This window comes from Apilactobacillus kunkeei (assembly GCF_001308195.1).
Classification (GTDB): Bacteria; Bacillota; Bacilli; order Lactobacillales; family Lactobacillaceae; genus Apilactobacillus; species Apilactobacillus kunkeei_C.
Genome location: NZ_JXDF01000025.1, coordinates 49,078 through 62,970, shown reverse-complemented (window position 1 = coordinate 62,970; position 13,893 = coordinate 49,078). Strand labels below are relative to the sequence as shown.

Annotated in this window: 14 protein-coding genes; 5 read left to right on the top strand and 9 right to left on the bottom strand. The window is 36.4% G+C overall.

Annotated features, from left to right (window positions below; translation table 11 throughout):
- Positions 1-118: 118 nt before the first annotated feature.
- From RZ78_RS06250 to RZ78_RS06220, 7 genes are all read right to left on the bottom strand, one after another.
- Positions 119-1,579 carry an APC family permease gene (locus tag RZ78_RS06250; protein ID WP_054608452.1) on the bottom strand — a complete coding sequence of 487 codons (1,461 nt, stop codon included), beginning with the start codon at positions 1,577-1,579 and terminating at the stop codon, positions 119-121.
- Between the two features lie 200 nt (positions 1,580-1,779).
- Positions 1,780-3,102 (bottom strand): amino acid permease, encoded by a 1,323-nt coding sequence (locus RZ78_RS06245; RefSeq protein ID WP_054608458.1) that lies wholly within the window; start codon positions 3,100-3,102, stop codon positions 1,780-1,782.
- A gap of 368 nt (positions 3,103-3,470) precedes the next feature.
- Positions 3,471-4,793, bottom strand: coding sequence for an amino acid permease (locus tag RZ78_RS06240; RefSeq protein ID WP_034532440.1), 1,323 nt, complete (start codon positions 4,791-4,793; stop codon positions 3,471-3,473).
- 362 nt (positions 4,794-5,155) lie between these two features.
- Positions 5,156-5,602 carry a MarR family winged helix-turn-helix transcriptional regulator gene (locus tag RZ78_RS06235; protein ID WP_041153085.1) on the bottom strand — a complete coding sequence of 149 codons (447 nt, stop codon included), beginning with the start codon at positions 5,600-5,602 and terminating at the stop codon, positions 5,156-5,158.
- A gap of 156 nt (positions 5,603-5,758) precedes the next feature.
- On the bottom strand, positions 5,759-6,574 hold the full coding sequence (locus RZ78_RS06230; protein ID WP_054608451.1) for an ABC transporter permease: 816 nt from the start codon (positions 6,572-6,574) through the stop codon (positions 5,759-5,761).
- A gap of 126 nt (positions 6,575-6,700) precedes the next feature.
- Positions 6,701-7,444, bottom strand: coding sequence for an ABC transporter permease (locus RZ78_RS06225; protein ID WP_054608450.1), 744 nt, complete (start codon positions 7,442-7,444; stop codon positions 6,701-6,703).
- Positions 7,444-8,358 (bottom strand): ABC transporter ATP-binding protein, encoded by a 915-nt coding sequence (locus RZ78_RS06220; protein WP_054608449.1) that lies wholly within the window; start codon positions 8,356-8,358, stop codon positions 7,444-7,446. The genes RZ78_RS06225 and RZ78_RS06220 overlap by 1 nt, the downstream gene beginning before the upstream one ends.
- 240 nt (positions 8,359-8,598) lie before the next feature.
- Here RZ78_RS06220 and RZ78_RS07570 point away from each other — a divergent pair, with 240 nt between their 5' ends.
- Complete coding sequence (locus RZ78_RS07570) at positions 8,599-9,171, top strand: hypothetical protein (protein ID WP_054608448.1); 573 nt, start codon at positions 8,599-8,601, stop codon at positions 9,169-9,171.
- 109 nt (positions 9,172-9,280) lie between these two features.
- Positions 9,281-9,970, top strand: a complete 690-nt coding sequence (gene trhA, locus RZ78_RS06210; RefSeq protein WP_081006933.1) for a PAQR family membrane homeostasis protein TrhA — start codon at positions 9,281-9,283, stop codon at positions 9,968-9,970.
- A 37-nt stretch (positions 9,971-10,007) separates the two neighbouring features.
- On the opposite strand, the gene RZ78_RS06205 is transcribed toward trhA, so the two are convergent.
- A complete protein-coding gene (locus RZ78_RS06205; RefSeq protein WP_041153081.1) occupies positions 10,008-10,331 on the bottom strand; it encodes a DMT family transporter in 324 nt (107 codons plus the stop codon).
- Positions 10,332-10,495: 164 nt separating this feature from the next.
- On the opposite strand from RZ78_RS06205, the gene RZ78_RS06200 reads away from it, so the two are divergent.
- Complete coding sequence (locus tag RZ78_RS06200) at positions 10,496-11,098, top strand: nitroreductase family protein (RefSeq protein WP_041153080.1); 603 nt, start codon at positions 10,496-10,498, stop codon at positions 11,096-11,098.
- Between the two features lie 60 nt (positions 11,099-11,158).
- On the opposite strand, the gene RZ78_RS07470 is transcribed toward RZ78_RS06200, so the two are convergent.
- Entirely contained in the window at positions 11,159-12,466 is a 1,308-nt protein-coding gene (locus RZ78_RS07470; RefSeq protein ID WP_081006932.1) for a DUF3290 family protein, read from the bottom strand.
- 203 nt (positions 12,467-12,669) lie between these two features.
- On the opposite strand from RZ78_RS07470, the gene RZ78_RS06190 reads away from it, so the two are divergent.
- Positions 12,670-13,293: a C40 family peptidase gene (locus RZ78_RS06190; RefSeq protein WP_054608447.1), complete on the top strand. Its 624-nt coding sequence runs from the start codon at positions 12,670-12,672 to the stop codon at positions 13,291-13,293.
- A gap of 100 nt (positions 13,294-13,393) precedes the next feature.
- On the top strand, positions 13,394-13,882 hold the full coding sequence (locus RZ78_RS06185; protein ID WP_054608446.1) for an MGMT family protein: 489 nt from the start codon (positions 13,394-13,396) through the stop codon (positions 13,880-13,882).
- Positions 13,883-13,893 lie beyond the last annotated feature (11 nt).

Here is a 13,893-nt window from a genome sequence, read left to right as displayed (position 1 = left end):
ACCTCCGAATTATGTTATTTTATCAAATAAAAATAATCATTTTATCGAAAGTGCTTTTATTTATCTGTTCAATATTATAACTTCAGTTCCAACGAGTCCTCTTTTTTTGTGGTTTTAATTATTCATTATCATTTGATTTAACTTCGGCTTGTTGGTTTCTAGTGTTATGGTGCATACCATATACAAAGTAGATAACCATACCGATGATGAACCATACAAGTGCATAAATCTTAGCGTCGTTGTCTAGACCCCAGAATACGGCTAGTGATGCTAGGAAACCTAGAGCAGGCATAACAGGGAAGAATGGTTCTTTGAAGCCAGGCATGTTGATGTCTTTTCCTTCACGTTTTCTAAGTGGGTAAATACCAATTGAAACGAACATGAAAGCGATCAATGTACCAGCTGAAATTAGTTGTGATAGGAATGTAAATGTTAGGAAGGCACCAATAACAACTGAGATAACAGTCATAGTAATGATTGCATTTAGTGGAAGGTGACTCTTCTTGTTAACCTTACCTAGGAATTTAGGTAGCATTCCATCTCTACCGAATGAGTATAGTAGACGTGAACCTGCCATCATCATACCGATTAGGGCAGTGAACATACCTACAACGGCAATAATTTGAACAACTGAAGCAACGATTGGGTGACCAGCTTGACGTAGGGCCCAACCAACTGGTTCTGCGTTACCAGCGTAGTTAGTGTACTTGAACATACCAACTAGGACTAGTGATACGGCAACGAATAGTGTAACAGCAATTACTAGGGAACCAATGATACCTCTAGGCATTGTCTTTTGAGGGTTCTTTGCTTCTGCTGAGTTTGCAGCAATTGAATCAAAACCAATGTATGATAGGAAAATTACTGAAACACCAGCGTAGATTCCACTGAAGCCACCAAAGTTAGTACCATCGGCATTAACATGGTGAGCAGGAATAAATGGAACGTAGTTTGCGAAGTGGATGGCAGTAGCACCGACAACGATAAATACTAATACGGCAGCTACCTTTAAAATTACTAATACATTTTCAACACGAGAAGTTTGCTTGTCACCACGTGTAATTAAGAACATTACGATCAAAATTACAACAACGGTACAAATATCAACTAATCCGCCTTTTGCACTGACAGGGTTAGCTAAGTATGTAGGGAAGTTAATTCCAAGTGGTGCAATTAGACCTCGGAAGTTAGCCGATAATCCAGCTGCAACAAAGGAAACAGCGATGAAGTATTCTGCTAGAAGTGCCCATCCGGCAACCCAACCCCAGAATTCTCCAAAAACAACGTTAATCCATGAATATGCAGAACCGGCAAACGGCATGGCTGAAGCCATTTCTGCGTAAGATAAAGCAACCAACCCAGCAACAATCGCTGCAAGTAAGAAAGAAATAGTTACCGCAGGACCTGCATTGTTTGCAGCCACGATACCAGGAAGGGTGAAGATAGCAGTAGAAACAATTGTTCCAACTCCTAAAGCAAGGAAATCCTTTGTAGTCAATGATCTGACCAAGTTAGAATCCTTTTGCTCATAGACACTAGGGTCTTCTTTTCGATTCATTCGTTTGAATAGATTCGCCATAAAAATTACCTCTTTTCGTATGTATAAACAAGATGGCATCTCGTTTATTAAAAAATGATTAGAAATTGATTATATTTTAATCGTTTTTGTTAATTTGTCAAATGGTGTTTGTAAATAATAAACAAACGTAATTAATATTTTAACATGAAAATAGCCACCCTTGAATAGCAAAAGGGTGGCTAAATTAGTTTTAATATGAATTATTTTGCTTTCTTATTAAATCTAACAAAGTATAGGATTGTCATTAATGCTAAGAAGACGATTCCTACAATCAATGGAATTCTTGTATCATCATTGAAGAACATAAATACTAAAGTAACGAATAGTACTAGTAATGTTAGATAGTTTGAGAAAGGTGCTAGTGGCATCTTGAATGGATGACCAACTAGTTTTTCAGGATGTTGCTTTCTAAACTTAAGTTCTGACATGATAATTACGAACCATGGAACCATACCTGGAAGAACAGATGAACTGTATACGTATACGAATACTTGGTTTGCTCCCTTGTAGAATAGAGGAAGAACTACGTTTAGAATAACTCCCAATAAAATACCAGTAGCAATTGAGATAACAGAGATGTATGGAACACCATGCTTGTTAATCTTGTTGTATCTGTCAGGTAATTGACCTTGTTGTGCTAATAGGTATGACATACGGCTTGAACTGTAAATTGCTGAGTTAGAACCTGATAGAGCGGCTGTTAAAACAACAAAGTTAATGATTGAAGCTGCAGCAGTAATACCTACTTGTGAGAATGTTTCTACGAAAGGTGAACCAATGTTTGCAATCTTATCCCATGGGTAGATTGATAGCATTACGAAGATTGATCCAATGTAGAAGATTAAGATACGACCAATAGTGTCTTGGATAGCCTTAACTAAAGTCTTCTTAGGGTTTTCAGCTTCACCAGCAGTAACACCAATTAATTCGATTCCTTGGTAAGAAGCGAATACGATTGATAGTGCGAAGAAGAATCCTTTGAAACCACCAGTAAAGAATCCATGTGACCATAGGTTAGAAATACCAGTAGGGCCAACACCATTGAAACCTAAAACAATGATTACTAAACCGACAATGATCATTGCGATAATAGTAACAACCTTAATTAAAGCGAACCAGTATTCCAATTCACCAAAGGCACTAACTGAGATTAAGTTGGCAATACATAAGAATACTACCGCGATAATACCAGGTACCCAAGATGGAATTGATGGCCACCAGAATTGCATGTAAGTACCAATAGCAATCATTTCTGAAATACCAACAACAACCCATTGGAAGATGTTAGACCAAGCGGTCAAGTAACCGAACACGGGGTGCATGTATTCAGAAGCGAAATGTGAGAATGAACCACTAATTGGGTTATCGTATAACATTTCACCTAAAGCTCTCATAATTAGATATAAGAACACACCAGCAATTGCATATGCTAGCAATACAGAAGGACCAGTCCATTCAATTGTGGACTTGGCACCCATAAATAGACCAACCCCGATTGTTCCCCCAAGGGCGATCATTTGCATCTGTCTAGAACTTAATTTACGTTCTAGTTTCTTTTCTTGCTTTTCTTCTGCCAATATATTTCACCATCCTGTAAGAAATTATGTAATAAAAAACCTAGTACTACATTGTCTATTGTACTAGGGTTTTTATAAAAATGCATAACCAATACAATATATTTAAATAATCTTTAAATAATCGCTAAAATTGCTGGCATATTGCATGGGTTTGACTTCACGACGATCTTGCTGACAATCGTTAAAAATTCCCCAGTAAGATTTTTTACTTACATAATTCTAATGTTTATTATTTAAGAAATGTTATTACATATTAAAATTAATGTCAAGGAATTTAACAATTGATGAATTTTATTCAACAAACGTCGCACATCCTATTTGTTGTTTTGATTGAATTTTACGAAGTATAGAATTGTCATGATTAATAGGAAGAAGATTCCTATAATCAAAGGAATTCTAGTAGAAGGGTTAATGAACATGAACACCAAGGTAATTGCTAAGAAGATTAGCGTAATGTAATTACTGATAGGTGATAGTGGCATCTTGAATGGATGGTTCACTAATTCTTCTGGATGTTGCTTTCTGAAACGAATTTGAGATACCAAGATAACAACCCATGGCACCATACCTGGTAGTACAGATGAACTGTAGACGTACACGAAGATTTGGTTTGCTGATGGGAAGAAGATTGGTAGTAAAACGTTTAAGAATAGTCCAATTAGAATCCCTGCTGAAATACTAATTACTGAGACATATGGGACACCATGACGGTTTAACTTCTTGAATACCTTTGGAAGTTGACCTTCTTCAGATAGTAAGAATTCCATACGACTAGCACTGTAAATTCCTGAGTTAGATCCTGATAGTGCAGCGGTTACCACAACGAAGTTAATGATTGAAGCAGCCGCGGTGATACCAACTTGTGAGAATGTTTCTACGAAAGGTGAACCGATTTGGCTAATCTTGTCCCAAGGGTAAATACTTAGGATAACGAAAATGGCACCGATGTAGAAGATTAGGATACGACCAATGGTATCTTGAATGGCCTTCACTAGTGTTTGCTTAGGATTTTCAGCTTCACCGGCAGTCACACCAATTAATTCGATTCCTTGGTATGAGGCAATTACAATTGCTAGGGCGAAGAAGAATCCTTTAAAACCGTTTGCGAAGAAACCATGACTCCAAATGTTTGATATACCAGTAGGGTGAATACCATTAAAACCAAAGACAATGATGACCAAACCAATGATGATCATGGCAATGATGGTAACGACTTTGACTAGGGCGAACCAGTATTCTAGTTCACCAAAGGCACTTACTGATACTAAGTTGGCAATACATAGGAAGACAATGGCGATGATTCCTGGTAACCAGGTTGGTAAATGAGGCCACCAGAATTGCATGTATGTACCAATCGCAATTACTTCTGAGATTCCAACAACGATGTATTGGAAGACATTACTCCATGCGGTTAAGTAACCGAAAACGGGGTGTAGGTATTCTGATGCAAATTGTGAGAATGATCCAGTAACTGGATGTACATATAACATTTCACCTAGCGCACGCATGATTAGGTATAGGAATAATCCTGCGATTGCGTAGTCTAGTAACACGGATGGACCAGTCCAACCGATTGTGGACTTGGCACCCATGAATAGGCCAACCCCGATAGTTCCACCTAGCGCAATCATTTTCATATGACGGGCGCTAAGCTTTCTTTCTAACTTATCATTATTTTCTGACAATACTTCCACCTTCTTGAATTTATTTGAGGTGGGGAAACAAAAAACGCCTCTGACACTTATGTGTCAGGGACGTTAGTATTAACGTGGTTCCACCCATCTTTAGCACTACGGTTAGGTCCATAATGCCCTCATATTAGTCATTAAAAATAATATCGATTTAATAGAAGAGAAAAGTGGTAACTATTTGAATGCGATAGATTACTTACAGAAAAATGTAATCCTCTCTGGAAAGCACCATCAAATAGACATGTCTTTTCTTAACAACTAATATTGTATACTCATAAAAGACAGGTGTCAATTAAATAGTGACAAAACTATTTGTCGTTTTCGTTAGTTTTTTCCAAACGGTGTTGTAGATCAACAATGGTATCCATTGCGTCAGCGAATTCGTCATCGCTGTAGTTTAGACGGTTTAAGCAACCTTGAACTGATTCCAAGATTGGTTCTTTGTTGTCCTTACCTAATTGTGTTAAGTGAATTAGGACGCGACGTTCATCAGCTTTATCACGGTTTCTGGTAATCCAGCCAGCTTTTTCAAGACGTTTTAATAGAGGAGTCAAAGTACCGTTAGAAAGACCTAGCTTTTGGCTTAGGTAGTTAACAGTCACTCCGTCGTTTTCCCATAGTGATAATAGTGTAATGTATTGAACGTATGTTAAGTTGAATTTTTCTAGAGGTTCTTGATAGAACTTGTTGAATAGTTGATGTGCACGAGAAATTTGGAAACAAATTTGATCGTTTAGAGTTACTTCTTTTGGCATAATGCAAAACTCCTTTCTTTCGTTCGGTGGATTTTGTCTAGCAAATGATTATATTGTATACAATATTAAAGAATATCACTAAATTGAAATTGGTCAACAAAATAGGCACTGTGATTTTACTCACGGTGCCTATTTGAGTGCAATATATAAGGAATATTATGCAGTTTGTAATTTTTGCTTTTTGTTTTTCTTAGCTTGGCGTTTTGCGATTAGTTCATCATCTGTTTTGAACTTTCTGATAAAGACAAAGATGATAAATCCAATTACAAAGAAGATACCGGCGTAAACAATTGAACCGGCAATGATTTGGTTCAATGTTAGACGGGTCATCATGTGCTTCATACCATCTTGAATTTGTTTTTCAACGAAGAAGAAGTTGAATGGGTTCCAAATTAGTTGACGGTTGTTGTAAATGAAGATCATGAAGATTCCGGCAATGATTTCTGTAATGTAGTTTAATGCAACACCGAAAGCGATGGCACCGTACCAAGTCTTACAAAAACCGATAACCATGATTACGAATGATTCAAAAATGAATACGTAAGCAATGTTACCTAATGTAGCCCATTGTAATTCTTGTGCTAGCTTACCAGCAAAGGCACTTTCAGGAAATACAAGGTACTTCATGAAGATGATGGTTAGGACTGATAGAGCAAGTAGGATGAAGTATCCAATCATGCAAGTAAAAATCTTTGAGAAGAAGATGGTAATCTTGCTGTGGTTTTCCATGTTTTTACGAACTTGTTTGTTACTGTCGACACCTGCAAATCTGGTTGCAGTAATGATAGTAGCGAGTAGTTCGATTACAGGAGTAATTCCACCAAATGAGTTCATTAGTTTGTAACCATCTAAGGTTCTAGTGTCTTTACCAATAACAGCCATTAGGATAGTAACGATAACTAAGAAAACTGCCATTGCAAGAAAAATAAGACGATTTTTCTTGTTCATTTCTTGTTTTAATAAATCAACCAATATGTTGGCCTCCAAATCTTTATTCGAAATTAATCAATAACAAGAGTTTATCACTTTTAGGCCGTTCATTCCAATAAAAAAAGCGACTAACCAATAATTAAGTCGCTTTTTTCTACTATATTATTATTAGACATTACGACGGTTGTAAACAACGTAAGTAATTAATAGGAAGATAATTCCCCAAATGATTGATCCAACTCTCATTTGAGTCAATGATAGCTTAGTCATTTCTGACATCATTGGGCTGATTGTTTGTGAGTAAACATTTAGGAATGTTAGTGGAACGTACTTAACCCATGAGTGGTAGTAGATGAAGATGCTTAGGAATGGGTTAATGATGTTAACTACGAAGTAGAAAACAATTCCGATGGCGATTGCTACAGCGTTACTCTTGAATAGGCAACTAATTAGTAATACAAGAGATAACATCAAGAATAGGTAGAAACTCATACCACTAATTCTGTTACCAAATACATCGAAAGGCATTGAACGCATCTTGTTGAACAATGCATTTGCGATTAAAGTTGAAACAAATGAAACAACTAGTAGGTAGACGTACATAGCAACGATTGTTACTAGTTTTGATAGGAAAATCTTGCCACGTGAGAATTGACGAGCAAACAAGTACTTAACAGTATTGTTTGAGAAGTCAGTAGTAAGAATTGAACTAGCAAAGACGATCATAGCAACCAATACAACGATGATGGATGATGAGAAGATTGGGCCGTTTGCGTTGATTTGGCTTAATTCTTTAGATGAGTGATATACAAATCCAGCAAATAGTGCCATTGCTAGTGTAACGATACCCCAGCCAATGTAAAACTTACCGTGTAATTGTTTGTATAGTTCTTGTCTGATTAAAGTTAACATTATTTAGCCTCCTTGTTGTTATCACTTGATAGAAGCTTCAATAGTGATTCTTCTAGGTCAGTTTGGTTTCTTGAAACGTTTTCAATTTCAATTCCTGCTTGGTTCAATGCTGATAGACCAGCGTTCATTGCAGTTGAATCGTTGTTGTCTTCGATTTCAACAGTCTTGTCGTAAATAGTGGCAGTTAAACCGGCTGCGTCAAGAGCACTCTTAGCAGCGTCAGTGTCTTTAACTTCGAACTTAATAGTCTTAGGACCTTCTGATAGGAATGACTTAGCGTCTGACTTCTTGATTACCTTACCGTGGTTAATTACTACATAGTAATCAGCGATACGTGATAGTTCATCAAGTAAGTGACTTGAGATAAGGATACTAATGCCACGTTTTGATAATTTTACAAGTAGGTCACGTAAATCATGAGTTGATTGTGGATCTAGACCGTTCATAGGTTCATCTAAGATTAGTAGCTTAGGGTGGTTAAGCAATGAAATAGCAATTCCTAAACGTTGTTTCATACCTAATGAGTACTTCTTTGCTTTTCTGTCAGCAAATTCAATGATTTGAGTTTCTTCCATAATTTCTTGCATTTCTTCTGCGGTGGTAGAACCGTCATTGAAAAGCTTAAGGTTTTGGCGACCAGTTAGATTCAAGTATGGAGCAGGTGATTCAATCATTGAACCAACGTTTTCTAGACTGCTACGCTTGTTTTTAGTTAATTCTTTTCCATCAATTTTAATGCTACCTGAGTTGTAGTCGGTTAGACCAACGATACTCTTCATAATAGTAGACTTACCAGCACCGTTTGGTCCGATTAGACCAAGAATGGTACCAGGTTCGATATCAAATGAAACGTCGAATAGAGCTTGTTTTCTTCCGAAGAACTTGTTTAAACTTTGAACTTCAAGAGTTTTCATAGTGCATCTCCTTATAATAATAGTTAATTACTTATGTAACTAACTGTATACATTTTTCTTTTAAAAGTCAATTCTTTTTCATGAAACTTAAGAAAGTCTTAAGAGCTTTCAGATCAGACTTAAGAATAGTTTTGTTTCACAACTGAAATAAAATGTAACATTCCTGTAACATAACTCTAACAAGATAGTAAAACTGGTTCGTTATCTTATTCAAGTAATTTTAAGGAGGGAAAACATTATATGCATTCGAATAATAAGATGATTACCTTTGCAGTATTGGTATCATTATTGATTGCGACATTGTTTTTAATACCACAAACCGCAAAAGCTGATTCAGTTGCTACGCCAACTACACCAGCTCAAACAAAGACCGTTCAAGGAACCGCTAAGAAGAAAGCTGCTAAACATGTTAAAAAGGTACGCAAACACAAGAAAGTATCTAAGAAGGCTAATAAAGTAGCAAGAACTCACAAGAAGGCAGCTAAGAAACGCACTGTAAAACGTGTTAAGAAGCATGCCGTAAAAAAGATTGTTAGTTCTAGACGTATCAAGAAACATTCAACTTACAAAGTAAGAAAACATTTATCAAGAGCAAATGCTGCTGCTAAAGCATGGATTGCTAACCATGAATCAGGTGGTTCATACACCGCCTCAAACGGTTCATGTTACGGTAAATACCAATTATTAATCAGTTACTACGGTGGTAACTTATCTCATAAGAACCAAGAACGTACTGCTAACAACTACGTTAAGAGTCGTTACGGATCATGGGTGAAAGCCAAAGCATTCTGGTTATCACATAACTGGTACTAATTAAATGAACCCCAAAGAGGGTTCTTTTTTGTAGTCTTTTACATCTAGTATTGAAAACTAGATTACATAGTTATATAATTAAATAAACATTAATAGAGGTACTTTATATATGAACAACGACTTAAAACAAAAGACTACCGATTCAGTTAAGCAAAAGTTTAACTGGATTAAGGATAAAACATACTACCTATTAAACGAAATCTTTAGTGCAATCACCCACGGAATTGGGGAACTACTTGCTATAATTGGTGCTGTCGCATTGATTATTCATGGTGTTCACGTTGGTGGGGCAATGAGAATTACTAGTTTTGTCATTTACTCAATCACATTAGTAGTTTTCTACATTGCTTCTACCATGTTTCATAGTCTGTATTTCACGCGTGTCGAAAAGCTATTCCAAATCTTTGATCACTCAGCAATCTACCTACTAATTGCTGGAAGCTACACACCATACTGTCTAATCGCTATTGGTGGTTGGCTAGGTTGGGTCATCCTAACTGTAATCTGGATTATGACTGTGTTAGGAATCATCTACAAGGCCTTGTGGATGGGTAAATTAAAGACACTTTCTACTATTATTTACGTTGTAATGGGGTGGATGTGCCTACTAGGAATCGTCAAACTATATGATTACCTAGGAATTCACGGTTTCTTATTACTACTATTTGGTGGAATCGCATTTACTGTGGGTGCATTAATATACAGTATCCCAAGAATTCCATTTGGCCACGTCATTTGGCACGTCTTTGTAATGATTGGGACTATCTTAATGTACTTCTCAATTTATTTCTATGTATAAAAAATAACGCTAGGTTAGATATTCTAACTTAGCGTTTTTATTTTGCACTGAATAGGTTTAACAAAACGACACCGATGATGATAAAGACAATACCAATCATGCTCATGACGTTAATTTGTTCCTTGTAAACTAAAGATGCGATTGCGGTGGTGGCAAGAATTCCTAATGCACTCCAGTTAGCGTAGGCGATGTTTAGCGGAATCTTAACCATTGCAATTGATAAAAAGTAAAAACATAGTGCGAATGAAATTAGCGATCCGATTGTTGGCAGTATCTTAGTAAAACCCATCGACATCTTTAATAGGTTTGTACCAATGAGTTCACCAATAATAGCGAGCGCTAAAAATAAGTAATAAAACATATTAATTTACCTCATCGAAAAATAATATTATGCTGATACTTAAATAATATCACTTAACTTTTTATTTGTTCATTAAAAAAATTTGAACAAAAAGGTTTACTAACTAAAAGTAAGTGATATAATATAAATTAATCAATCAGATATGACAAAAGGAGAGATTTAACATGAAAACAGAACTACTAGATTTACAAAAGAACCGTCGTACTATTTACGCTTTAGGTCGTAACGTTGAACAAAGCCAAGATGAATTAGCAAACTTCATCAAAGCTTCAATCAAAGAAGCTCCATCAGCTTTCAACAGCCAATCAACTCGTGCCGTTATCCTATTTAACGACAACCAAGACAAGGTATGGGACATTACTTTAGACAACTTAAAGCCACACTTAAAAGATGACGATGCTCTAAAGGCAACTACTGACAAGATCAACGGTTTCAAGAATGGTTACGCAACTATCCTATTCTTCACTGACATGGACGTTGTTCACGGTCTAGAAAAGAACTTCCCAGCATACGCTGACAACTTCTACGACTGGTCAGAACAAGCTCAAGGTAACGCACAATACGCTGTATGGACTGGTTTAGCTGAAAACGGCCTAGGTGCTAACCTACAACATTACAACCCACTAATCGACGAAGACGTTGCTAAGGAATTCGATATTCCAGCTAGCTGGAGATTACGTGGTGAAATGGTATTCGGTTCAATCGAAGCACCTGCACAATCAAAGGATTACATGGACGACGAAGATCGTTTCAAGGTATTCAAGTAAGAACAATCCCAATAAATAAAAATATAAATAAAAAAGATAGGTCATATGACCTATCTTTATTTATTGTTGTTTTGTTCCTTTTGTACCACGTTGGTTAGTAGGCTTCTTGTCATCTTTGTTTGACTTAGCACCTAAATGACGCTTCTTTGAAAGTTCCTTAAGTTGTTGTAATGCCTTTGCATTCTTAATGCTTTCAGGTGTTAGCTTGTGGTTGTGGGAGAAGTTTTCAACACGTTCACCCAATTCATAGTACCAAGGACGAGTCTTGTGAGTAGGATATGGGATGATTACCAAATGATCCTCAACATATTGACCTAGGTAGATTTGAGCAATTTCTTTGTGTGAATCCTTCGCCAATTGTTCAATCCAGTCCATGTCGTGTCCCATCTTTTCTAGGACTTCGGCATTAACTGTCCCATCAGTAATGATAGGATAGCTTAGTGATTCATCACCGAATGTGGTAACAGTAAGTTGTCCGTTTTGTTCTAGGACAGCTGACTTAACGTCTTGGAAGTTGCTAATCCCCTTAGTTCTTAGTTTGAATGCTAAATCAGCAGCTGACATACCATTCTTTAGGGCAGTATCAACGTTAACGATACCGTTGGTAATGATGTTTTGTGGTTCACCATTGAAAATCCGATGGAATATCGAGAACTGACGACTAAGGATACGACTGGTAAAGATAACCAATGACCAGATTAACAATACGATGAAGAATTGTAGTGTGCTGATTTGTTGGTTGTAAATCATACCCCCGATGATACCCCCAAGAACATAGTTTTGAATTTGATCAACCGCGTTAGAAGGAGCCAAGTTTCCTTTACCAGAAATGTTAATTTGAATTACCAATACGACGAATCCGATTAAGAACTTAAATAGGATTACCAAGTATTCCTTGTTCAAGTCACCAATTTGAAGTGATGGTTTGTCGTGATAAGTAATATTGGTAGGAATTAATTGGATTGGTTGAAGTTGGTAACTGTTAAAACTGGAGTTGAAAGTTGCTTGGTAGAACTTATCGCCAACCTTTACAGTCATGCCATTAGTTAATTGAGGGGAGCTAACATAAATCTTTGATGTTGAAATATGTTTGCTTCGACTAATGGCCTTAACCATTTCAGTAGTTTGAGAATTTTGCGACGAAGAGTTGCGTTGTTGCAAAATATTACTAAATCCGATACTAATTGATAATATCGCAATGACGATCATGGTAATAAATATGTCACGATATTTTAAGTTGGTTCTATCGCGCATGTATTTAAAACCGTTAAAAATAATCATTAATCCAACAATTACCGCTAATGCTAATAGTAAATATGTAACGATAGTATTTGGATGGATTAAGTAGTCATATGAATATAAGTCCATGAAATCACCTTATTCTTAAAAGTTATTAAGTATAGTTCTCATTATAGAACGATTTATATTATAAAACCATTGGATGTAACAATTAGGTAATATTTTTTCATGTTTTTGAAATACTTTTGTTCCTGTTATGTAGCATTTTGTAGCTATACTTTAGTCGTAAGTTAAGAAAGTATAAAATTTTTAAAAGCGGGGAATAAAGTGCTATGAACAAAACAAAAACGAAAAAGACAATCATGTTAATAATGTTGACTGTTTTGGCGATGGCTACATTGTTTGCAACAGATGTTACCAACGCAAGCGCTAGCAAGGTTCATCATAAGAGAACACATAAGGTATACAAAAAGAAGAAGGCTAAGAAGAGACACGTCACAAAGAAGCCTAAGCATAAGAAAAAGGCCAGAAAAGTAGCCTACAAGAAACCAGCTGCTAAGAAGAAAGCACATAAGGTTGTTAAGAAGACTCGTAAGTTAGGATTCTCAAGCCTATATAGATCAGCTTCAAGTAAGTTAGGTCACCCATATGTATACGGTGCTGTGGGTCCATATAGCTTTGATTGTTCTGGTTTTACCCAATATGCTTACCGTCATGGTAAACACAAATACTTGGCAAGAACAGCCCAAATGCAATACAACACCAACAGACACGTAAGTAGAAAGCATGTTAAGAAGGGTGATCTAGTATTCTTTGGTACTAGCCGCAGTAACATTTACCACGTAGGTATTTACATTGGTCATGACAGAATGATTGATGCACAAAATCGTGGAGTTGTAACAGAAAAGATTCATGTTCCTTGGTGGCATGAAGTTGGCTACGCTCGAGTAGCTTAATACTTTAAAAGACACGACATTGCGTCGTGTCTTTTTTTGTCTAAAACTCAAACTAAGTTATGGTAAGATATTAATAATACTAGAAATAGGAAGGATACCAATGGAAAAACTATACTGGGATCAAGTCGAATACCAAAATCAAAAAATCTATTTTACCTGTACCAGAAAGGGGATTAGCTTCGTTAATAATCCCAATACAGGAATTTCCAATATTTATAACTTTTACCCAAAATTAGATGCGGAATTCGTATTTAATCGTAGGCAAACAGAAGAGTATAAAATTCAACTTCGCGAATACATTGACGGCACCCGCAAATACTTTGAGGTACCAGTCAATCTATCAACTTGCGAATTAAATGAACAAATCTACCAAAAGATTAATGATATCGATTATGGCAACACCATGGATATCAAAGAGTTCTGTGATACATATGACTTCAAGGAGGTCGATGTCAGGAATGCAATAGTAACTAATCCATTGATTTTGATTATTCCAACTCACCGCATTTTAAATGTCGACTATTCAGAAGGCTACCGTAAGTTAGCCGACTTCAACAACTTGTTACTAGATTTAGAGAGAATAAAATAGCAACATCGAGG

Bases quoted from the DNA above. Each gene is read 5' to 3' on its own strand.
- RZ78_RS06250 (WP_054608452.1), bottom strand. From the start codon at position 1,579: ATGGCGAATCTATTCAAACGAATGAATCGAAAAGAAGACCCTAGTGTC.
- RZ78_RS06245 (WP_054608458.1), bottom strand. From the start codon at position 3,102: ATGCAAATGATCGCCCTTGGGGGAACAATCGGGGTTGGTCTATTTATG.
- RZ78_RS06240 (WP_034532440.1), bottom strand. From the start codon at position 4,793: ATGAAAATGATTGCGCTAGGTGGAACTATCGGGGTTGGCCTATTCATG.
- RZ78_RS06235 (WP_041153085.1), bottom strand. From the start codon at position 5,602: ATGCCAAAAGAAGTAACTCTAAACGATCAAATTTGTTTCCAAATTTCT.
- RZ78_RS06225 (WP_054608450.1), bottom strand. From the start codon at position 7,444: ATGTTAACTTTAATCAGACAAGAACTATACAAACAATTACACGGTAAG.
- RZ78_RS06220 (WP_054608449.1), bottom strand. From the start codon at position 8,358: ATGAAAACTCTTGAAGTTCAAAGTTTAAACAAGTTCTTCGGAAGAAAA.
- RZ78_RS07570 (WP_054608448.1), top strand. From the start codon at position 8,599: ATGCATTCGAATAATAAGATGATTACCTTTGCAGTATTGGTATCATTA.
- trhA (WP_081006933.1), top strand. From the start codon at position 9,281: ATGAACAACGACTTAAAACAAAAGACTACCGATTCAGTTAAGCAAAAG.
- RZ78_RS06205 (WP_041153081.1), bottom strand. From the start codon at position 10,331: ATGTTTTATTACTTATTTTTAGCGCTCGCTATTATTGGTGAACTCATT.
- RZ78_RS06200 (WP_041153080.1), top strand. From the start codon at position 10,496: ATGAAAACAGAACTACTAGATTTACAAAAGAACCGTCGTACTATTTAC.
- RZ78_RS07470 (WP_081006932.1), bottom strand. From the start codon at position 12,466: ATGGACTTATATTCATATGACTACTTAATCCATCCAAATACTATCGTT.
- RZ78_RS06190 (WP_054608447.1), top strand. From the start codon at position 12,670: ATGAACAAAACAAAAACGAAAAAGACAATCATGTTAATAATGTTGACT.
- RZ78_RS06185 (WP_054608446.1), top strand. From the start codon at position 13,394: ATGGAAAAACTATACTGGGATCAAGTCGAATACCAAAATCAAAAAATC.